The organism is Janthinobacterium sp. NKUCC08_JDC, assembly GCF_019345575.1.
Classification (GTDB): Bacteria; Pseudomonadota; Gammaproteobacteria; order Burkholderiales; family Burkholderiaceae_D; genus Janthinobacterium; species Janthinobacterium aestuarii.
Window position 1 is genome coordinate 1,032,192 of the sequence record NZ_JAHKQW010000001.1, and the last position, 18,796, is coordinate 1,050,987.

23 protein-coding genes are annotated in these 18,796 nt (G+C 64.4%); 21 read left to right on the plus strand and 2 right to left on the minus strand.

The window, feature by feature from the left end; translation table 11 throughout:
• Positions 1-15 precede the first annotated feature (15 nt).
• Positions 16-1,326, plus strand: a complete 1,311-nt coding sequence (gene argA, locus KO538_RS04740) for an amino-acid N-acetyltransferase (RefSeq protein WP_046685875.1) — start codon at positions 16-18, stop codon at positions 1,324-1,326.
• 43 nt (positions 1,327-1,369) lie between these two features.
• Here the strand turns inward: argA and kdsA are convergent, their stop codons facing one another.
• Complete coding sequence (kdsA, locus tag KO538_RS04745) at positions 1,370-2,215, minus strand: 3-deoxy-8-phosphooctulonate synthase (protein WP_034750794.1); 846 nt, start codon at positions 2,213-2,215, stop codon at positions 1,370-1,372.
• A 219-nt stretch (positions 2,216-2,434) separates the two neighbouring features.
• Between kdsA and KO538_RS04750 the strand changes: the two genes are divergently transcribed.
• Together KO538_RS04750 and KO538_RS04755 are read left to right on the plus strand one after the other, a co-directional pair.
• The gene (locus KO538_RS04750; RefSeq protein WP_034750797.1) at positions 2,435-2,707 is read left to right on the plus strand and encodes an oxidative damage protection protein; all 273 of its coding nucleotides are present in this window, start codon (positions 2,435-2,437) and stop codon (positions 2,705-2,707) included.
• Positions 2,708-2,874: 167 nt separating this feature from the next.
• The gene (locus KO538_RS04755) at positions 2,875-3,399 is read left to right on the plus strand and encodes a DUF6622 family protein (RefSeq protein ID WP_219327604.1); all 525 of its coding nucleotides are present in this window, start codon (positions 2,875-2,877) and stop codon (positions 3,397-3,399) included.
• A gap of 35 nt (positions 3,400-3,434) precedes the next feature.
• Here KO538_RS04755 and rpiA read toward each other — a convergent pair whose 3' ends face one another.
• Positions 3,435-4,112: a ribose-5-phosphate isomerase RpiA gene (gene rpiA / locus KO538_RS04760; protein ID WP_034750801.1), complete on the minus strand. Its 678-nt coding sequence runs from the start codon at positions 4,110-4,112 to the stop codon at positions 3,435-3,437.
• Positions 4,113-4,319: 207 nt separating this feature from the next.
• On the opposite strand from rpiA, the gene KO538_RS04765 reads away from it, so the two are divergent.
• The 18 genes from KO538_RS04765 to KO538_RS04850 all read left to right on the plus strand — a co-directional run bounded on the left by KO538_RS04765 (position 4,320) and on the right by KO538_RS04850 (position 18,780).
• A complete protein-coding gene (locus KO538_RS04765) occupies positions 4,320-4,688 on the plus strand; it encodes a response regulator (RefSeq protein WP_034750804.1) in 369 nt (122 codons plus the stop codon).
• Positions 4,689-4,690: 2 nt separating this feature from the next.
• Complete coding sequence (locus tag KO538_RS04770) at positions 4,691-5,317, plus strand: chemotaxis protein CheC (RefSeq protein ID WP_034750807.1); 627 nt, start codon at positions 4,691-4,693, stop codon at positions 5,315-5,317.
• Between the two features lie 5 nt (positions 5,318-5,322).
• Complete coding sequence (locus KO538_RS04775; RefSeq protein ID WP_034750954.1) at positions 5,323-6,282, plus strand: sensor domain-containing diguanylate cyclase; 960 nt, start codon at positions 5,323-5,325, stop codon at positions 6,280-6,282.
• A 149-nt stretch (positions 6,283-6,431) separates the two neighbouring features.
• Positions 6,432-8,099 (plus strand): sensor histidine kinase, encoded by a 1,668-nt coding sequence (locus KO538_RS29740; protein WP_139143401.1) that lies wholly within the window; start codon positions 6,432-6,434, stop codon positions 8,097-8,099.
• Complete coding sequence (locus KO538_RS04785; protein ID WP_235194204.1) at positions 8,096-8,797, plus strand: response regulator transcription factor; 702 nt, start codon at positions 8,096-8,098, stop codon at positions 8,795-8,797. The genes KO538_RS29740 and KO538_RS04785 overlap by 4 nt, the downstream gene beginning before the upstream one ends.
• Before the next feature lie 251 nt (positions 8,798-9,048).
• Entirely contained in the window at positions 9,049-9,195 is a 147-nt protein-coding gene (locus tag KO538_RS04790) for a hypothetical protein (RefSeq protein ID WP_161781479.1), read from the plus strand.
• A gap of 82 nt (positions 9,196-9,277) precedes the next feature.
• Positions 9,278-9,448, plus strand: a complete 171-nt coding sequence (locus KO538_RS04795) for a Flp family type IVb pilin (protein WP_070303472.1) — start codon at positions 9,278-9,280, stop codon at positions 9,446-9,448.
• A 95-nt stretch (positions 9,449-9,543) separates the two neighbouring features.
• Positions 9,544-9,717 carry a Flp family type IVb pilin gene (locus KO538_RS04800; RefSeq protein ID WP_080698528.1) on the plus strand — a complete coding sequence of 58 codons (174 nt, stop codon included), beginning with the start codon at positions 9,544-9,546 and terminating at the stop codon, positions 9,715-9,717.
• Positions 9,714-10,784 carry a phosphatase PAP2 family protein gene (locus KO538_RS04805; RefSeq protein WP_051991106.1) on the plus strand — a complete coding sequence of 357 codons (1,071 nt, stop codon included), beginning with the start codon at positions 9,714-9,716 and terminating at the stop codon, positions 10,782-10,784. Before KO538_RS04800 ends, KO538_RS04805 begins: the two co-directional genes overlap by 4 nt.
• On the plus strand, positions 10,781-11,368 hold the full coding sequence (locus tag KO538_RS04810; protein ID WP_257620155.1) for a prepilin peptidase: 588 nt from the start codon (positions 10,781-10,783) through the stop codon (positions 11,366-11,368). Before KO538_RS04805 ends, KO538_RS04810 begins: the two co-directional genes overlap by 4 nt.
• A gap of 40 nt (positions 11,369-11,408) precedes the next feature.
• On the plus strand, positions 11,409-12,029 hold the full coding sequence (locus KO538_RS04815; protein ID WP_034750813.1) for an isoprenylcysteine carboxylmethyltransferase family protein: 621 nt from the start codon (positions 11,409-11,411) through the stop codon (positions 12,027-12,029).
• Between the two features lie 31 nt (positions 12,030-12,060).
• Positions 12,061-13,407: an ATP-binding protein gene (locus KO538_RS04820; protein ID WP_200873010.1), complete on the plus strand. Its 1,347-nt coding sequence runs from the start codon at positions 12,061-12,063 to the stop codon at positions 13,405-13,407.
• Complete coding sequence (gene cpaB / locus KO538_RS04825; protein ID WP_034750816.1) at positions 13,404-14,252, plus strand: Flp pilus assembly protein CpaB; 849 nt, start codon at positions 13,404-13,406, stop codon at positions 14,250-14,252. Before KO538_RS04820 ends, cpaB begins: the two co-directional genes overlap by 4 nt.
• A gap of 22 nt (positions 14,253-14,274) precedes the next feature.
• Positions 14,275-15,882, plus strand: a complete 1,608-nt coding sequence (locus KO538_RS04830; protein WP_034750819.1) for a type II and III secretion system protein family protein — start codon at positions 14,275-14,277, stop codon at positions 15,880-15,882.
• 9 nt (positions 15,883-15,891) lie between these two features.
• Positions 15,892-16,179: a hypothetical protein gene (locus tag KO538_RS04835; protein ID WP_034750828.1), complete on the plus strand. Its 288-nt coding sequence runs from the start codon at positions 15,892-15,894 to the stop codon at positions 16,177-16,179.
• A 46-nt stretch (positions 16,180-16,225) separates the two neighbouring features.
• On the plus strand, positions 16,226-17,776 hold the full coding sequence (locus KO538_RS04840; protein WP_219327605.1) for a Tad domain-containing protein: 1,551 nt from the start codon (positions 16,226-16,228) through the stop codon (positions 17,774-17,776).
• A 7-nt stretch (positions 17,777-17,783) separates the two neighbouring features.
• Positions 17,784-18,251 (plus strand): TadE/TadG family type IV pilus assembly protein, encoded by a 468-nt coding sequence (locus tag KO538_RS04845; protein WP_034750833.1) that lies wholly within the window; start codon positions 17,784-17,786, stop codon positions 18,249-18,251.
• A 10-nt stretch (positions 18,252-18,261) separates the two neighbouring features.
• A complete protein-coding gene (locus tag KO538_RS04850) occupies positions 18,262-18,780 on the plus strand; it encodes a TadE/TadG family type IV pilus assembly protein (protein WP_219327606.1) in 519 nt (172 codons plus the stop codon).
• The last annotated feature ends 16 nt before the right edge of the window (positions 18,781-18,796 follow it).

Below are 18,796 nucleotides of genomic sequence, written 5' to 3' on the forward strand. Positions count from 1 at the left end.
ATTATAATGCGCTTAATGGAAAACCCTACCCAATTCGTCCAATGGCTGCGCTCCGTCGCGCCCTACATCCACGCCTTTCGCGGCAAGACCTTCGTGGTCGCCTTCCCCGGTGAACTCGTCAGCGCCGGGGCGCTGCAGGTGCTGGCCCATGATTTGTCCCTGCTGCATGCGCTGGACATCAATGTCACCGTTGTCTACGGCTCACGGCCGCAGGTGGCCGAACAGCTGGCCTTGCGTAACGTCGAAGGCCGCTTCCATAATGGCGTGCGCATCACGGACATCGCCGCGCTGGAATGCGCGAAGGAAGCCGCCGGCGAGCTGCGCCTCGATATCGAGGCCGCGTTCAGCCAGGGCTTGCCGAACACGCCCATGTCGCATGCGGCCATCCGTATCATTTCAGGCAACTTCATCACGGCACGCCCGCTGGGCGTGATCGATGGCGTGGACCTGGAACTGACGGGCATCACGCGCAAGGTCGACGCCGAAACCATCCATTCCATCCTCGGTTCGGACGGCCTGGTGCTGCTCTCGCCGCTGGGCTTCTCGCCTACCGGTGAAGCGTTCAACCTCACCATGGAAGACGTGGCTTGCAGCGCCGCCATCGCCCTGCACGCGGATAAACTGATTTTCATTACCGAAACGCCAATGATGGAAGACGCGACGGGCGTGGAAATCCGCGAACTGTCGTCGCACCAGGCCGAAGCCGTACTGATGGCCGGCTTCCTGCCCGACGCCACGGCGTTTTATTTGAAACATTGCGTCAAGGCCTGCCACAACGGCGTCGAGCGCTCGCACATCGTGCCGTTCTCGATGGATGGCTCGGCCCTGCTGGAATTGTTTACCCATGATGGCGTGGGCACCATGATCAGCCATGAAAACCTGGAAAGCCTGCGCCAGGCCACCATCGAAGACGTGGGCGGCATCATCAAACTGATCGAACCGCTGGAAGCGGACGGCACCCTCGTCAAACGGGGCCGCGAGCTGATCGAACGCGAAATCGATTATTTCTCCGTCATCGAGCATGATGGCGTGATCTTCGGCTGCGCCGCCCTGTACCCGTTCCCCGCGCAAAAGATGGCGGAAATGGCATGCCTGACGGTCAACCCGGAAGTGCAAGCCCAGGGCGACGGCGAACGCATCCTGAAACACATGGAAAACCGCGCGCGCGCCGCCGGTCTGAACAAACTGTTCGTGCTGACCACGCGCACCTCGCACTGGTTCAAGAAGCGCGGTTTCGTACCAGCCACCGTCGACGACTTGCCGAAGGACCGCCAGCATATGTATAACTGGCAGCGCAAGTCGCAGGTACTGATCAAGACCCTGTAAAACTGAAAAAGCCCGGCATGCCGGGCTTTTTACATTGGAACCGTTATTTGATATTCAGCGGCGCAAACGATTTGACCAGGTCGTCGAGCGCCTTCAATTGCGCCAGGAATGGTTCCAGCTGGTCCAGCGGCAAGGCGCTGGGGCCGTCGCAGCGGGCATTGTCGGGATCAGGGTGGGCTTCCAGGAACAGGCCGGCGATGCCGACGGCCAGGCCGGCGCGGGCCAGGTCCGCCACTTGCTGGCGGCGGCCGCCCGACGCTGCGCCACCGGGGTCACGCTGCTGCAGCGCGTGCGTGACGTCGAAGATGATGGGCAAGTCGTCGCACGTCTTCTTCATGACGCCAAAGCCCAGCATGTCGACCACCAGGTTGTCGTAGCCGAGGCAGGTGCCGCGGTCGCACAGGATCAGCTGATCATTGCCCGCTTCCTTGAATTTCTCGACGATATTGGCCATCTGGCCAGGGCTCAAAAATTGCGGCTTCTTGATGTTGATGACTTTGCCTGTTTTCGCCAGGGCCACGACGAGGTCCGTCTGGCGCGCGAGGAAAGCGGGCAATTGCAGCACGTCGACCACTTCGGCCACCTGTTGCGCCTGCCATGGCTCATGCACGTCGGTAATCACGGGCACGCCAAACGCCGCCTTGACGTCCTGGAAGATGCGCATGCCTTCTTCCAGGCCCGGGCCGCGGTAGGAATGGATCGAGGAACGGTTGGCCTTGTCGAAGCTGGCCTTGAACACATAGGGAATGCCCAGTTTTTGCGTCACGCGCACATATTCTTCGCAGGCGCGCATGGCAAGATCGCGCGATTCGAGCACGTTGATGCCGCCAAACAGCGCAAAGCTGCCCGTATTGCTGACGTCGATGCCATGGACTTTCACTGAGGTCATAGGGATTCCATATTGGTTAATTGTTACTACTTGCTTGGAAGAGGCGCAGCCAGCGGCTGGCGCGATAAGGCATCTTACTAGCTGGGGCGGCGCAGATCAAATTTGATCCAGCGCAAGGGCGCGGCAAACGGCGTGTCGCCAGGCCGCGACGGCCCCGCGAGGGCAGGCGCAAAGTGCCTTATAATCACGCTTTATCTCTACACTGATTCAGGAGCACAGATGGCCCGCACGATCCACTGCATCAAACTCAACAAGGAAGCCGAAGGATTGGATTTCCCGCCGTACCCGGGCGAACTGGGCAAGAAGATTTACGAATCCGTGTCGAAGGAAGCATGGGCTGCCTGGCTCAAGCACCAGACCATGCTGGTCAATGAAAACCGGCTGAACCTGGCCGACGCGCGCGCCCGCAAATACCTGGCCACGCAGATGGAAAAGCATTTCTTCGGCGATGGCGCCGATGCCGCCATGGGCTACGTGCCGCCAACGGAATAAGTTTTATCGCTTGCCCGTGACCACGTCACGGGCAGTTTCGCCTGCGTTTCACGCCCGCCTCCGCCGTTTCACGGCACCGCCTCCCCGTTTCATCGCACACCGCTCGCCGCCCATGCCGCCCGCTGGCACAGTACGTCCATCGACAACCTCATTCCAAGGCGGACACCATGTTGCAGCAAATCTTCAGCCACACTCCCCTCTACGTCTGGGCCATCCTGGGCTTTCTCGTCTACCGTGGCGTGCTGGCCAGCCGTGCGCGCGAAGTGACCTTGCGCAAGCTGTGCATCATTCCGCTGGTGATGCTGGCGCTGTCGCTGAGCGGCGTGCATGGCTGTTTCGGCTTCCATGGCGTGGCGCCGTTCGCCTGGACAATCGGCGCCCTGGCCGGTGCTGCGCTGGCGTGGACGCTGACCGATACGCGCAAGATCGTCGCCATTCCCGAACGGAGCAGCGTGCGGCGTCCCGGCAGCTGGGTGCCATTGATCTTGATGATGAGTATCTTCTGCATGAAATATGCGGTGGCCGTGACCCTGGTCATCGCGCCAGCCTATGCCCACGCGACCGGCTTCATCGCACCAGTCTGCCTCGCCTATGGCTGCTTCAGCGGCCTCTTCATCGGCGGCTTGCTGCGCACTGTGGCCGTGTACCGCCAGGCACCTATGACAAGCGGCCCGCAAGGGGCCGCCGTGTAAGCCAAGTCTAGATGCCGGCAACGCCGGCTATCAACTTAGTATGCCAAAGTACGCACGCCTTCCGGCATGCCCAGCAGGCAGACATTCGCGCCGCGCACGGCGAACAGGCCGACGGCGATGACGCCGACGATCTGGTTGATCTGCTGTTCCAGCGCCACCGGGTCGGCAATTTTCAAGCCCAGCACGTCGATGATCTCGCCGCCGTTATCCGTAATGAACGCTTGATCGCTGCCCGCCTTCAGGCGCAAGCGGGGCGTGCCGCCCAGTGCGGCCAGCTGGCGCGACACGGCGGCACGCGCCATCGGCACCACTTCCACGGGCAGCGGGAAGGCGCCCAAGGTTTCTACCAGCTTGGAGCCGTCGGCGATGCAGACGAACTGTTTCGCGACGGACGCGACGATCTTTTCACGCGTCAATGCCGCGCCGCCACCCTTGATCATGGCACCGCTGGCCGTGATTTCATCGGCGCCGTCGATGTAGACGGCGATCGATTCGACGTCGTTCAGGTCGAAGACGGGAATGCCATGGCCTGCCAGGCGCGCGGCCGTCGCTTCGGACGACGCGACCGTCCCCTTGATACGGTCCTTGATCTTGGCCAGTTCATCGATGAAAAAGTTGGCGGTGGAACCGGTGCCGACACCGATGATTTCACCGTCCACCACATAGTTAATGGCGGCGCGGGCTACGGCTTGCTTCAATTCGTCTTGGGTCATGGCAAAAAAAGGCTAAAGTGGGGAATGCCGCTATTTTAACGGATTGCCAGCCCGGCCAGCCGGCCATGATGACGGGCCATGCGATGGAATACAACAGCCAAGCTGGAAACCTTTGCCCCAGGGCAATTCCCAGCCAATTACTCTCTATGCACTCTAAAATATGCGAAAATGGCACGATTGCCCGATATGACGTTCCAGGAATAGCACATGAATCACAGTAAACAGGTACTTGTTGTCGATGACAGCCGGGTTTCACGTTTGATGTCGCATCAGTTCATCCTCAGCAAACATGCCGACTGGCAAGTAATTGAGGCGGCGACCGGTGAAGAAGCCCTGGAAAAAGTCAAGACTGTCAGCCCTGTGCTGATATTACTGGATGTCAACATGCCCGGCATGGGCGGCGTGGCGGCGGCGGAACAATTGCGCGCGCTGTGCCCGCAAACGCACATCATTCTCGTCACGGCCAACGTGCAAAACGCCATCCGCAACCGCGCCACTGAGCTCGGCGTCGGCTTCATGGAAAAACCGATCACGGAAACGCGCATCCACCAGCTGATCGCGTCACTGGGACTGTGAGCATGGTCAATCTCTCCGAACTCGAAAACGATGCCCTCGTAGAGATATTCAACATCGGGGTGGGCCATGCGGCCGCCGCGATGAGCGAAATCGTCAATGAAGAAGTCACCATGTCGGTGCCGTCGATCACCTTCCTGAATCGTGCCGACGCGGCTGCCTTGCTGGGCAGCAAGAAGGATGGCGAACGCATCTGCGGCGTCAGCCAGCATTACGATGGCGCCTTCGCCACCGAAGCCATATTGATGTTCCCCGAAGACAAGAGCCTGGAAATCGTGCGCCTGATGGTGGGCGACGCCATGCCGCTGCAGGAACTGACGGAAATGGAACAGGAGGCGATGAGCGAAATCGGCAACATCATCCTCAATTCCTGCGTGGGAACTTTGGCCAACCTGTTCGACAGTGAACTGCACGGCTCGCTGCCCCTGTACCACGTGGGCACCAGCGCGGAAATCCTGTCCTCGTTCGGCGGCGACGATGACGACGCCGTCGTGCTGATGCTGCATATCGACTTCGTGCTGTCCAAGCACCAGATCCACGGTTATGTGGCATTCGTGCTCGACCTGTCCGCCTTGCACGACCTGAAGCAGCAGGTCAGCCGCTATCTGGCCAAGGTCCTGGGACAGGCGTGACGATCATGCCGGAGGCCTTGCACCGACTCGCCCTGCTCGAGAGCATACTCGGCGCCGTCAACCTGGGCGCCATCGTGCTCGACGAACAGCACCGCATCGTGCTGTGGAACCACTGGATGGCGCGCCACTCGGCGTGCCAGGCCGACGCCGTGCTGGGCCAGGATTTCTTTGCCGTCTATCCTGAACTGCGCCACAAGCGCATAGCCTCGGCCATCACCCAGGCCCTGCGCGACAATTTCCAGTCGCTGCTGTCGCAAACCCTGCACAAGGCGCCATTCCCCCTGTACACGCATGGCGCGGCCGAAGGCCGGGAGCGCATGCAGCAGGCGATTGCCGTCACGCCGATCAATTTGCCCGGTTCGCCGCGCCACTGCCTGATCCAGATCAATGATGTGACCATCGCCGTGGGCCGCGAAAAGCTGCTGCGCGAACAAACCATGGTGTTGCGTTCACAAACCTTTGCCGACGGCTTGACGGGCATCGCCAACCGCCGCCACTTCGACGTGGCGATCGAAAAGGAAATGCGGCGCGCCATGCGCACGGGCAGCCCCCTGTCGCTGCTGATGATCGACATCGACCATTTCAAGGATTACAACGACCATTACGGTCACCAGCAAGGTGATGATTGCCTGATACGAGTGGCGGCCGAACTGGCCGCCATGCTGCAGCGCCCCACCGACTTGCTGGCGCGCTATGGCGGCGAGGAATTTGCCGCCATCCTGCCCGACACGGACGCGGCGCAGGCGCTGCGCATGGCCGAGGCGATCCGCGAACGGGCGGCCGGGCTGCGCATTCCGCATGCCAAGACGGGCAATGAGGTCAAGCACATTACGGTCAGCATCGGCATCGCCACCCAGCACCCGCAGCAGCAGCCGACCATCGCCGCCCTGATCGGCGCCGCCGACCGCGCCCTGTACCTGGCCAAGGGCGCGGGGCGCAACCGCGTGATGGTGCAGCCGCTATAAAAAAAGCAACGCCGGACAAAGGATTCCAGTAGACATCTTTACGGCGTGTGCGTAGACTCGTCAGTGATTGCAGCAACAACAACAAGAATTTATCTGTGGTATCTATCCCTGCGCATGGCTCACCATGCGGGACACGGCCAGGAGCGCTTGTGAAACTCGATCCTCCCCTCAAATCCGGCTTGCCGGGTGCTGGCATGGATACGACCATGGTGAACGGCATGCGCCTGCTGCTGTCGAGCGCCACCTTGCTGACCCTGTTCATCGATCCCGAAAGCGCCGGCAAGCTGAGCAAGATTACCTGGCTGATCTTTTCCGCCTACACCATGCACAGCCTGCTGCTCTACGTGCTGGCCGTGCTGGGCCTCAGCCTGCCCCAGGATATCTTGCTGTACTGGCTCGACGTGGCCTGGTATGCGCTGATCGTGTTTTCCACCAGCAGCCACAACACTTTATTCTTCCTGTTTTTTTTCTTTGCCATCCTGACCTCGTCGTTCCAGCGTGGCTTCGAGGAAGGCGCGCGCGTCACCCTCGCTTCGGCCGGCCTGTTCGCCGCGACTGCCCTGTTCGGCGAAACGGATGCGGAACTGTCGCGCCTGCTGCTGCGCACCACCTTCCTGCTGGCGCTCGGCTACATGATCGCCTACTGGGGCGGTTCGGCCATCACGCAGCGCAGCCACCTGGCGCTGCTGCGCGATGTCAGCCAGCTGTCCAATCCGCGCTTCGGCGTCGACCAGACCATTACCTCGGTGCTGGAAAAAACCCGCAGTTATTTCAACGGCCGCAGCTGCCTGCTGATCATGCAGGACAAGGGCACGCGGGTCTGGTCGCTGCGCAGCGTGCTGCAAACGGCAACGGGCGTCGTACACACCAGCTCGCTCCTCAGCGACGACGCGGCCAGTCCCCTGCTCGCTTTCCCGCACGATAAAATCGCGCTGTACAACCAGCCCGCCGGCCCCTGGCTGCCGTGGATAGGCGGCGCGCGCATGCTCGAGCCCGACAGCGGACGCTGGCTGCGGCATGACGACGCGGCGGGCGCCCGCCTGGCCGAGCTGCTCGAAGCGCACGCCTTCATCAGCGCGCCACTGCCCCTGCGCAATGGCAAAGGCCGCATCTTTATCGTCTCCGCCACCAGCATGAGCAAGACGGACGCCCTGTTTCTCAGCCATATCGGCGCGCAGGCGTTTCCCGTCATCGAAAACATCAACCTGCTCGACCGGCTGGCGTCGCAGGCGGCCTCGCGCGAACGCGAAAAGATCGCGCGCGACCTGCATGACACGGCCGTGCAGCCGTATATCGGCTTGCGCCACGGCCTGGCCGCCTTGCGCAACGAAGCCACGCCGGGCAATCCGCTGCTGCCGGAACTGGAAAAACTGATCATCATGTCGGGCCAGGTGATCGCCGACCTGCGCAGCTACGCGCGCACGTTCAAGAACGGGCAAGTGCAAAGCGAGCCGGAACTGCTGGTGGCGCTGCGCCGCCAGGCCACGCAGATCCGCGAATTCTATGGCATCGACATCGCCCTGCAGATCGAAGGCGACCTGCACATCAACGACCGCCTGGCGGCCGAGGTGTTCCAGATCGTCAACGAGGGCATGAGCAATATCCGCAAGCATACGTCGGCGCGCCACGGCGCCGTCAAGCTGACCTGCGTGCAGGGCGCGCTGCACATCAGCATCGACAACGAATGCGCCGCCGCGCACGTCCCCGATTTCCTGCCCGACTCGCTGGCCGAGCGCGCCGCCGCCCTCGGCGGCACGGCCCGCGTCACGCATGGCATGCTGGGCAACACCTCCGTGCAGATCGAGATCCCCATATGAATGACTTACGCCACATGCCACCGGCCAGCCATGTCATCAGCGTCATGCTGGTGGACGATCACAAGACCATGCTGTGGGGCCTGGAGCGGCTGATCGGCGGTGAGCACTCGGGCATGCGCGTGGTCGCCACGGCCTCCGACGGCACCGAGGCGCTGGAGCAGGCAAAAGCGTTGCAACCCGATGTGATCGTGCTGGACCTGGACCTGGGCGGCATCAGCTCGCTGTCCATCCTGCCCGCGCTGGCGCAGAGCGGCGGCACGCGCGTGCTGGTGCTGACGGCCAGCCACGACCAGGCCGTCCTGGACCAGACGGTGCTCAAGGGCGCGCGCGGCATCGTCAGCAAGGATGCGCCGGCGGAGATGGTCCTGAAGGCCATCGAAAAGGTCTACCAGGGCGAGCTGTGGCTGGAACACGCGATACTGGGACGCATGCTGACGCAGCTGACCCAGCCCGGTGGCGGCTCGGCGCAAGCGATCGCCATCGCCAGCCTGACCCTCAAGGAAAGAAAGATCATCGCCGCGCTGGTGCACGGCAGCGGCACGCCGGCCAAGCTGCTGGCGGACCAGCTGTTCATCTCCGAACACACCTTGCGCAATCACCTGACGTCGATCTACCGCAAGCTGGGCGTGTACAACCGCCTGGAACTGTACGCCTACGCCACCAAGCACCAGCTGGGCCAATTGCCGCCCGGCGCCTGAGTCCGCCGTCCCCCGCGCGGCCACGGCCGCGCACACCCTTCCCGCCTCCCCTGCGCCAGCCTTCGAAACGGCCTGCGCCCCTGCGCCCGCCTGCGCGCCAGACTCGACCATGACAATTGTCACGAAAAAAACAAGCAGTTCCTCCTTGCAATAAAAGGATGTTCTTCTGATGTAGATCAAGGTGCCAACTTCTATAGTGGATTTACCGGAGTGCAAATCACCGCACGGCCCACCACGACACGGAGCACAGCATGCGCCTTGACAAGTATCTTCCGACAGCCCTGATCACCTATTTGCAGGGCAAGGAAAAGGCTGCGTTCTACCGCTATGCCCTGGTGGCGGCCCTCATGGCGGTGGTATGCATCATCGGACTGCTGGCACTGGGCGAAAGCCCATGAGAACGCCAGGTCGTAGCAGCAGGAAGCAACACCGTCATGCCGTTTCATCCACCGCCGTACCTTAACCACACCAGGAGTTGTCATGAACCTCATCAAAAACTTTATCCGCGAAGAAGATGGCGTCACCGCAATCGAGTACGGCCTGATCGCTGCCCTGATTGCCGTCGTGATCATCGCCGCCATCACCATCGTCGGCACGCAGCTGAAAAAAACCTTCAGCACCATCGGCACCAAGCTCACCGCTGCGAACTGATGCGGTGCTGTCCGGACCGGCCCTGCGCCGGCCCGGACTACGCTTTCCAGTCTCCCCCGGCACACCCACCTTGACGACGCATAGCGAGGCCCATCGTGAAATCTCTCTTCAGCCGTGTATCCGACGAGTCCGCCGTCACAGCGATCGAATACGCGCTGCTGGCGGGCCTGATCGCGGTCGTGCTGGTCATCACGATCACCGTGCTTGGCGACCAGGTCAAGCTGCTGTTTGTCTACGTCAAGGACCAAGTGGTCCTGGCCCTGTCATGAATACCCTGCGCCTCTCGCTGCGCACCCACCGCGCCCTGCTGCTGATCGTGCTGCCGTACGCCGCCGCGGCGATGCTGCTGGCCGGCGGCCTGCCCAGCGCAGCGGACATCCTCAACGTGCTGACCGGCTTCCTCGTGGCCATCCTCACGGGCCCCGTCTTCATCCTGTGCGGCTACACCATCCACGTCATGGTGATGAAACGCCCGCACCGCCTGTGCCATTATCTGTACCACGATCTGCGCCGCTACCTGAGCAACGAGCGCCTGCTGCACGCGCTGCCGGCCATGCTGCTGATCCCCGTCTTCGCGTCCAGCTTCACCGTCATCAAGGGCGCCATCCCGCGCCTGCACCCCTACACCTGGGATGCCACCCTGTCCGCCTGGGACGTCGCGCTGCATGGCGGCATGGCGCCGTGGGAAAGGCTGCAGCCGCTGCTGGGCCACCCGCTCGTCACGGGCTTGCTCAACTTCAGCTACCACTTCTGGTTCTTCCTGTTCTACGCCATCCTGTACTGGCTCATCCTCGACACCCGGCGCCCACTGCTGCGCATGCAGTTCCTGCTCAGCTTTGCGCTGACGTGGATCGTCCTGGGCAGCATCATGGCCGTGCTGTTTGCCTCGGTCGGCCCCTGCTACTACGGCCACCTGCACGCCAGCGACCCGTATGCGCCGCTGATGGCTTACCTGCATGAGGCCAACGGGCACGTCCCCGTCTGGGCCCTGCAGGTGCAGGAGATGCTGTGGCAAGGCTATCAAAGCAAGGGCGCGAACGGCGAGCTGGGCATCTCCGCCATGCCCAGCATGCATGTGGCCACGGCCGTGCTGATGGCCATCGTGGGCTGGAACGTCAACCGCGCCGCCGGCATCGCCCTGTCCGCCTTCGCCGTACTGATACTGCTCGGCTCCATCCACCTGGGCTGGCACTATGCGCTCGACGGCTATGTCGGCGCGGCCGGCGCGGCGCTCGTGTGGCACCTGGTGGGACGGCTGCTGGGCAGCCAGGCCGCGGCGCCGGCCGTGCACATGGCCACGGCGCCCTGCATGGGCAAGGAAGGACTGACATCATGAACGCCCACCTGCCCATGCTGCTGTGCCTGGTCGTGCTGGCCACCCTGCTCGCTGCCGCCCTGTGGCACGACCTGCGCACGCGCCGCATCCCGAACCGGCTGGTGCTGTGGGGCACCCTGGCGGGCTTGATCCTGAACAGCTTCGTGCCATCGGGCGCCGGCCTGTTCGACGCGGCCTTCGGCGGCCTGGGACTGCTGCAGGCGCTGGCCGGCGCCGCCGCCGGACTGGCCCTGCTGCTGCCCATGTATCTGCTGCGCGCCCTGGGCGCCGGCGACGTCAAGCTGATGGCCATGTGCGGCGCCTTCCTCGGCCCCGACGCCGTGCTCGAAGCGGCCCTGCTGACCTTCCTGTGCGGCGGCGTGCTGGCCCTGGCCGCCGCACTGGTGGGACAGCGCCTGCGCCAGGTGCTGAAAAACACTTATCACATGATGCTGGGCGCGCTGCTGCACAGCCTTGCCGGCGGCGCCGCCACCATCGCCGAACCGCCGCCCGCCACCGGCAAGCTGGCCTACGCCTTCGCCATTGCCAGCGGCACCCTGCTGCAGGTATTCCTGCACTACACCCACCTGTGGAGCTTGCGCTGAAACGCGCCGCTCCGACGACCCGCCACCATAGGAACTGACCATGGACACCCTCGCCACCTTCTGCCACTCGCGCCACGCAAGCCTGCTCACCAGCATCGCCATGGCTTGCCTGTGGGCGTTCTTCGCCAGTGCCCACGTGGTCGGTTATCTGCACAGCGGCGACTGGAGCTATCTGCTGTTCTGCGTCGCCGAAACCCTGGCCGCCCTGTTCTTCATCGTGCGTTCGGCCCCCGTCAGCGTTTCCACCGATGCGGGCGACTGGCTGCTGGCCATCGGCGCCACCTTCGCCCCCTTCCTCTTCGCGCCAGCCGACATGGCCATCTGGCCAGGCGCGCGCTACCTGCTGGCCGTCGGCAGCCTGCTGCAGATCGCCGGCCTGCTGTCGCTGAACCGCAGCTTCGGCCTGGTGGCGGCGCAGCGCGAGATCAAGACGGGTGGCGTGTACCGCGTGGTACGCCATCCGCTGTATGCCAGCTACCTGATTTCCCTGAGCGGCTACCTGCTGGCCAATACCTCGCTCGCCAACACCATCATCTATGTGGCGACGATGACGATGATGGTGATGCGCCTGCTGCGCGAAGAGCGCTTCCTGTCCACCGACGTGCGCTATCGCGTCTACATGCGCCAGGTGAAGTACCGCCTGCTGCCCTTCATTTTCTGATATCCGGCCACCCGAGCGAGGAGCATCCATCATGCCTGACACCTATCCAGAACGCAGCGACGGCGGCGGCGTCGAACCGGCCGCCAAGCGCGCGCCACGCACGGTCGAGGAAACGGGATTGCCCTTCCTGTTCCTCATAGAACTGCTGGTCAAGATACTCTTCCAGCGCGGCCAGATCGGCCTGCCCGCCCTGTCGACGCACGTGAAACTGGGCGCCGGCGTGCTCGAGCCGCTGCTCACTTTCATGCGCGCCGAAAAACTGTGCGAAGCGCGCCGCAACGGCGGCAGCGGCACCGACGCCGACCTGTCTTATCTGCTGGGCGACCAGGGCCGCCTGCGCGCCGCCGAATACATGCGCCGCAATGCCTACAGCGGTCCCGCTCCCGTCACCCTGGCCGATTACAGCAACCAGGTGCTGGCGCAAAGCGTGGCGGACATGCAGGTCACCCGCGACGACGTGCAGCGCGAATTTCGCAACGTGGTGGCCAGTTCGGCCGTGCTCGACCAGCTGGGCGCGGCCATGAATTCCGGGCGCGCCCTGTTCTTCCACGGCCCCGCCGGCAGCGGCAAGAGCTACCTGGCCGAGCGCCTGAACGGCCTGCTCAGCGGCGCCATCGCCCTGCCGCATGCCGTAATGGTCGACGGCGAAGTGCTGCCCTTCCTCGACCCCATGCTGCACACCGTGTCGCGCGGCGGCCCCGTGCCGTCCGACCCGCGCTGGGTGCGCGCCGAGCGTCCCGCCGTGCTGACGGGCGGCGAGCTGACGCTCGACATGCTGGACCTGCAATTCGACCAGGGCACCCGTTTGTACCAGGCGCCGCCGCACCTGAAGGCCAACAACGGCATCTTCATCATCGACGACCTTGGCCGCCAGCGCTGCTCGCCCGTGGAGCTGATGAACCGCTGGATCGTGCCGATGGCGCGCCACATCGATTACCTGTCGCTGCACACGGGCTACAAGTTCCCCGTGCCCTTCGACGTCATCGTCGTGTTCTCGTCGAACCTGGCGCCGCAGCACCTGGCCGACGATTCCTTCCTGCGCCGCATCGGCTACAAGATCCATGTGGGACCCCTGACCGCCTACCACTACCTGGCCGTGTTCCGCAGCACCTGCGCCCAGCTGGGCATCAATTTCGACGAAGCCTCCTACACCTATCTGCTGCACCTGCACAGCCAGTACGGGCGGCCCTTGCTGGCCTGCTATCCACGCGACATCCTCGCGCAGATCTGCGACCAGGCGCGCTATGAAGACCACGCGGCGCAGCTGTCGCCGGAAGGGCTGCTGTGGGCATGGAAAAACTATTTCGGCAGCGATGACGACCTTGCAAGCACACATAACGGACCGGAAGCGGTCCAGCACAAAGGGGAAGCAAAATGAGAAACGCACGCGCTCTGACGATGATGGCCATTGCGGTCATCCTGGCGTTCGCCGCGGTCATCGTGGCCGCGCGCTGGATCAATGCCCAAGCCTCGGGCAACATCAACAAGGTGGCCGTGGCCCAGGTCGACATCAGCCTGGGCGCGCGCCTGACGCCCGACATGGTGCGCATGGTGGACTGGCCATCGAACGCGCTGCCACCCGGCGCCATCAACGATCCGAAACTGCTGGAAACGCGCGTCACGCGCACCAGCATCCAGCACGGCGAACCGATCATGGAAGGCAAGCTGGCGCCTCCCGGCACGCAAGGCGGCCTGTCGGCCGTCGTCGCCGAAGGCAAGCGCGCCATGACCGTGCGCGTCAACGATGTGGTGGGCGTGGCCGGCTTCGCCCTGCCCGGCAACTTCGTCGACATCCTCGTCAACACCCAGGGCGAAGGGGCCCGCAAGACGCCGGACCGCGATCCGAACATTTCCAAGATCGTGCTCGAACGCATCCTCGTGCTGGCCATCGCCCAGGAATCGAGCCGCGACGACACCAAGCCCAAGGTGGTCAACGCCGTGACCCTGGAGCTGACGCCGGACCAGGCGGAAAAACTCGACCTGGCACGCAGCGTGGGCACCCTGTCACTGGTGCTGCGCAACCAGATCGAGGACAAGCCCGTCAACACGGAAGGCGCCACCAAGTCCAGCCTGCTCGATGAAAAAGTCGCCATGGCAGCCCCCGCCGCCATGGTGCAAGCCAAGCCGCTGCCACGCCGCCGTCCCGCCGCCGCACCCGCGCCAACGGCCGGCCCAAAGGTCGATGTCATCAAGGGGCTGGAACGCAGCTCCCAACAATTCTAACCTGCACCAGAGGAGTCACGCCATGAGCACATATTGCACAGCAAGCGGAAGCCGGGTACTCAGCCTGGCGCTTGCCCTCGCCATGATCGGCGCCCTGGCGCCCCAGGCACGCGGCGAACCCGTCGCCGCCACCGCCGCTGCCGCCGACACCGGGGCAGCCAAAAGCAGCCGCGCCACCACCCGGCCCAAGGCCACGCCGCCGCAAAGCGAATCGCGCGCCGGCCGCACCGAGATGGCGCCGCAAATGAGCCTGGCCGAAGGCAAGTCGACCCTGATGCGCCTGCCGTTCGCAGCCAGCCGCATGTCCGTCGGCGACCCGCGCATCGCCGACGTCATCCTGCTTAACCCCAACGAGGTCTACCTGCTGGGGCGTTCCGTCGGCACCACCAACCTGATCCTGTGGAACAAGAGCAATGACGCCACCATCATCGACCTGGCCGTCGGCATCGACAGCAGCAGCCTGCAGGCGCGCATGGCCGAACTGCTGCCGAACGAAAAGATCAACGTCACGGTGGCGGGCGACACCCTGATCCTGTCGGGCATGGTCAGCGATGTCGTCAAGGCCGACCAGGCCCTGTCGCTGGCCAACGCCTATGTGCAGCGCAGCGCCCGCAGCGGCGGCGCCGCCTCGGGCGCAGCACCCGCCGCAGCCGCAGCCGCAGGCGCTTCCGCTCCGGCCCCCGCCGCCACGCCCGATGCGAACATGCCGCGCGTGATCAACCTGCTGTCGATCGCCGCGCCGCAGCAGGTGATGCTGGAAGTGAAAGTGGCCGAAGTGTCGAAGGTGCTGGTCGACCAGCTGGGCGCCAGCCTGGGCATCAACAAGACCATCGGCAGCTGGTCGTATTCGCTGCTGTCGAGCCTGCTCAGCAACAATCCCAGCGGCTTGAGCGGCGCCAGCAAGAACAACTTCTTCAACCTCGACGCGCAAAAACGCGATGGCCTGATCAAGGTGCTGGCCGAACCGAACATCATGGCCATCAGCGGCCAGGAGGCCAGCTTCCTGGCCGGTGGCAAGATATTCATCCCCGTCAGCCAGAGCAACAATAACGGCGTGCCCACCATCACCCTGGAAGAGAAGGAGTTCGGCGTGGCCGTGAAATTCACGCCCACCGTGCTCGAAGGGGGACGCATCAACCTGAAGGTGGCGCCGGAAGTGTCGGACCTGAACAAGGACGGCATCGGCATCACGGCCACCGGCATCTCGGCCACGGCCATCCTGCCATCGTTTACGACGCGGCGCGCCACCACCACGGTGCAGCTGTTCGACGGCCAGAGCTTCGCCATCGGCGGCCTGATCAAGAACAACGTGACCAGCAATATCAAGGCCCTGCCAGGCCTGGGCGAAGTGCCCGTGCTGGGCGCCCTGTTCCGCAGCACGGACTTCCAGACGGACCGTTCGGAACTGGTCTTCATCATCACGCCGCACCTGGTCAAGCCGCTGCCGCCCGACTACAAGCTTCCCACCGACGGCTACATCCAGCCGACGCGCGGCGACATGTTCATGCAGGGAAAAATGGAAGGCAGCGCACCGGCGCGCGCGCCCGCAGCGGCACAGACACCGGCACCAGCGCCCATGCAGCCGCAAGCGGCCGCGCCCCAGCCTGCCGCCGGCTTCGACCTCAAATAGGAGAACACCATGAAAACCGCACATCGCCTGCCTTGCGCCACCCTGCTGTCGCTGCTGGTCCTGCTGGCCGGCTGCGCCGCCACCACCACGCCCGTGCTCGATTCGCACTTCGGCGAATCGGTGGCCCTGCTCAAGGCGCAACAGATCATGTATCCGGACGCCTACCGCAATGCCAACCCCGTCAGCGGCATCGACGGCAAGGCCGGCGTCAGCGCCTACCAGCGCTACCAGAAATCGTTTGCGGCGCCGGAACCGCAACCGAATGTCTTCACCATCGGCGTGGGCGGACGCCAGTAGGCGCCAGTTCAGCGATGTACTTCCCCCAGGCCACCAGGAGACAGCCATGAACACCGCATTTCGCAGGCACGACAAGCAGCAGGGCGCGATCGCCATCGTGCTGGGGCTGACCCTGGTGGTGCTGTTTGCCATGGGCGGCCTGGTGCTGGACCTGGGCCACCTGTACATCGCCAAGGCGGAACTGCAGAACGGCGCCGACAGCGCCGCCTTGGCCGGCGCCGTGGAACTCAATCAAAGCGCGGACGGCATCGACAACGCGCAGGCCAAGGCCATCGCCATCGCGCAAAAGAACCGCTACGATTTTTCCACCGCGCTGACCATCACGGCCACCAACATCGAGTTCGGCCCCAGCCCGGACGGCCCCTGGTCGTCCGGCGCCAGCGCCCGCACCAGTCCCCAGGGCCAGACCTTCATCCGAGTCGACACGGGCAGCAAGACCTTCGCCACCTACCTGATGGGCATCGCCGGCATCGCCAGCACCAGCACCTCGGGCGTGGCCGTGGCGGGCCGCTTCGTCAACGACGTCACGCCGATCGGCGTGTGCGCCGTCGATCCGGCCAACAAGACGGCGCAATACACGTATCCGGCCGCGCCGGCCGGCACGGGCTTGACGGAACTGGTGGAATTCGGTTTCCGCCGCGGCGTCACCTACAACCTGTTCGGCCTCAATCCGCTGGGCGGCCCGTCCGATCCCTACCTGATCAATCCCGTCGACGCCCCGCCCGGCACCTGCAGCGCCTCGCACGCGAGCGCCGCCTCCACCGCGCCATTCATGTGCACGGGCAGCAGCGCCGTCATCACCAGCGGCACGGGCCAGGTCTACACGAACACAGGGCTGACGGCGTCGCTGGCCGCCTCGCTCAATTCCCGCTTCGACGATTACGGCGGCCCGTCCGTGTGCGACCCCGCGACGGCGCCGCCCGACACCAACATCAAGGAATATCCATGCGTGGGCGCCGCGTCGCCCTGCGCCGCCACCGCCGCCAGTTCGCCGCCCGCCAGCTGGATGGAACCGGGCGCCAGCACCTTGCCCAGCCAGCAGCCCGTCAGCCTGGCCGGCAACAAGCCGAATTACCAGCTGCCGTCGGCCGGCACGGTTCCCGCGCCATCGGCCACGTTCGCCCAGTTCTCCGGCTACGGCGTGCTGTGGTCCTACGGCCCCGCCTACCAAAGCAATGGCGCCACCCCGGCCAAGGCCGGCACGGCCTACAGCGTCGCGGACGGCAACGCCAACCCCATGTACAGCACGGCCAAGGCGAATTACTTCGACACGGCCAGCTACCCCGTCAGCCCCGGCGCGGGCTTTCCTGCCAGTACGCCGCCTTCGCCGTACAACCAGACCAGCGGGCCCACGTTCCAGGCGCCTTCGCCGGCCCATCCGGGCCAGCGCAACCGGCGCATCCTCAACGTGGTGCTGGTCGACTGCCGTACGGCGCCCGTGGGACCCGCTTCGTGCGGCACCATGAACGCGGTCGGCATCGGCAAATTCTTCATGACGATGAAGGCCGATTTCAGCGGCGGCACCAAGCGCCTCGACGTCGAATTCGCGGGCCTGATCGAGCCCGTGCCGAATTCCGAAATCAAACTCTACAAGTGAGGCGGCCATGCGTATCCACCACTCCCCCCTCAGGCAGCGCGGCGGCGCCGCCGTCGAATTCGGCATCGTGCTGGCCCTGCTGATCACCCTGCTGGCAGGCATCTTCGGCTTCGGCCGCGCCTTCTGGTATTACGACGCGCTGACCAAGGCCACGCGCGACGCGGCGCGCAACATGTCCGTCAAGGCCAAGGCCGGCATCGCCTCGCAGGGCGTGCCGGCGGCCAGGCAGACGGTGGTCGATGCGGCCCTCAGCGCCGGCATCAGCGACTTCACCACGGCCAACGTGACGGTCACCTGCCTGGACGCGGCGTTCAACGACAGCAACTGCAACGATGGCACGGCGCCGGGCGGCATCCGCGTCGAAGTCGTCAACTACACGCTGTCCGTGGGCCAGTACCTGCCCTTCGTGATCGGCGCGGCCAGCAGCTATGCCACGCCGCTCTCGCCGCGCACCACCATGCGCTACATGCTGTAAGGGGAACGCCATGCGCCACCGCCTTTCATCACCTCCTCCAGCCGGGCGCCAGCGCGGCGCCGCCGCCGTCGAATTCGCCCTGGTGTCGCTGCTGTTTTTCACCTTGCTGTTCGGCATCCTCGAATTTGGCCGCATGCTGTACCTGTACAACACGGTGCAGGAAGTGAGCCGCCGCGCCGCGCGCGAAGCCGTGGTGCGCTGGGTCGACGAGACCGACGCCATCAAGACCCTGGCCCTGTTCGGCGGCACGGCACTGCCTGCCGCGCCGGAACTGACGGCCGCCAACATCACCATCCGTTACCTGAACAAGAGCGGCGCCGAAGTGACCTTGCCGCCGACGGACCCGGGCGACAACCTGTCGGCCTGCGGCGACATCACGCGCACGGCCAGTTGCATCGACAGCGTGCGCGTCTCGATCGACAACGTCAGCTACACGCCGATGGTCAGCCTGTTCGGTTTTCTCAATATTGCCGTACCAGCCTCGGTCGTGGTCATGCACGCCGAAAGCCTGGGCTTCCAGATCAACTGAACGCCTTTACCGAACA

Excerpts from the sequence above, each read along its gene's own strand:
- argA (WP_046685875.1), top strand. The coding sequence starts at position 16 with ATGGAAAACCCTACCCAATTCGTCCAATGGCTGCGCTCCGTCGCGCCC.
- kdsA (WP_034750794.1), bottom strand. The coding sequence starts at position 2,215 with ATGACCTCAGTGAAAGTCCATGGCATCGACGTCAGCAATACGGGCAGC.
- KO538_RS04750 (WP_034750797.1), top strand. The coding sequence starts at position 2,435 with ATGGCCCGCACGATCCACTGCATCAAACTCAACAAGGAAGCCGAAGGA.
- KO538_RS04755 (WP_219327604.1), top strand. The coding sequence starts at position 2,875 with ATGTTGCAGCAAATCTTCAGCCACACTCCCCTCTACGTCTGGGCCATC.
- rpiA (WP_034750801.1), bottom strand. The coding sequence starts at position 4,112 with ATGACCCAAGACGAATTGAAGCAAGCCGTAGCCCGCGCCGCCATTAAC.
- KO538_RS04765 (WP_034750804.1), top strand. The coding sequence starts at position 4,320 with ATGAATCACAGTAAACAGGTACTTGTTGTCGATGACAGCCGGGTTTCA.
- KO538_RS04770 (WP_034750807.1), top strand. The coding sequence starts at position 4,691 with ATGGTCAATCTCTCCGAACTCGAAAACGATGCCCTCGTAGAGATATTC.
- KO538_RS04775 (WP_034750954.1), top strand. The coding sequence starts at position 5,323 with ATGCCGGAGGCCTTGCACCGACTCGCCCTGCTCGAGAGCATACTCGGC.
- KO538_RS04785 (WP_235194204.1), top strand. The coding sequence starts at position 8,096 with ATGAATGACTTACGCCACATGCCACCGGCCAGCCATGTCATCAGCGTC.
- KO538_RS04790 (WP_161781479.1), top strand. The coding sequence starts at position 9,049 with ATGCGCCTTGACAAGTATCTTCCGACAGCCCTGATCACCTATTTGCAG.
- KO538_RS04795 (WP_070303472.1), top strand. The coding sequence starts at position 9,278 with ATGAACCTCATCAAAAACTTTATCCGCGAAGAAGATGGCGTCACCGCA.
- KO538_RS04805 (WP_051991106.1), top strand. The coding sequence starts at position 9,714 with ATGAATACCCTGCGCCTCTCGCTGCGCACCCACCGCGCCCTGCTGCTG.
- KO538_RS04810 (WP_257620155.1), top strand. The coding sequence starts at position 10,781 with ATGAACGCCCACCTGCCCATGCTGCTGTGCCTGGTCGTGCTGGCCACC.
- KO538_RS04815 (WP_034750813.1), top strand. The coding sequence starts at position 11,409 with ATGGACACCCTCGCCACCTTCTGCCACTCGCGCCACGCAAGCCTGCTC.
- KO538_RS04820 (WP_200873010.1), top strand. The coding sequence starts at position 12,061 with ATGCCTGACACCTATCCAGAACGCAGCGACGGCGGCGGCGTCGAACCG.
- cpaB (WP_034750816.1), top strand. The coding sequence starts at position 13,404 with ATGAGAAACGCACGCGCTCTGACGATGATGGCCATTGCGGTCATCCTG.
- KO538_RS04830 (WP_034750819.1), top strand. The coding sequence starts at position 14,275 with ATGAGCACATATTGCACAGCAAGCGGAAGCCGGGTACTCAGCCTGGCG.
- KO538_RS04835 (WP_034750828.1), top strand. The coding sequence starts at position 15,892 with ATGAAAACCGCACATCGCCTGCCTTGCGCCACCCTGCTGTCGCTGCTG.
- KO538_RS04840 (WP_219327605.1), top strand. The coding sequence starts at position 16,226 with ATGAACACCGCATTTCGCAGGCACGACAAGCAGCAGGGCGCGATCGCC.
- KO538_RS04845 (WP_034750833.1), top strand. The coding sequence starts at position 17,784 with ATGCGTATCCACCACTCCCCCCTCAGGCAGCGCGGCGGCGCCGCCGTC.
- KO538_RS04850 (WP_219327606.1), top strand. The coding sequence starts at position 18,262 with ATGCGCCACCGCCTTTCATCACCTCCTCCAGCCGGGCGCCAGCGCGGC.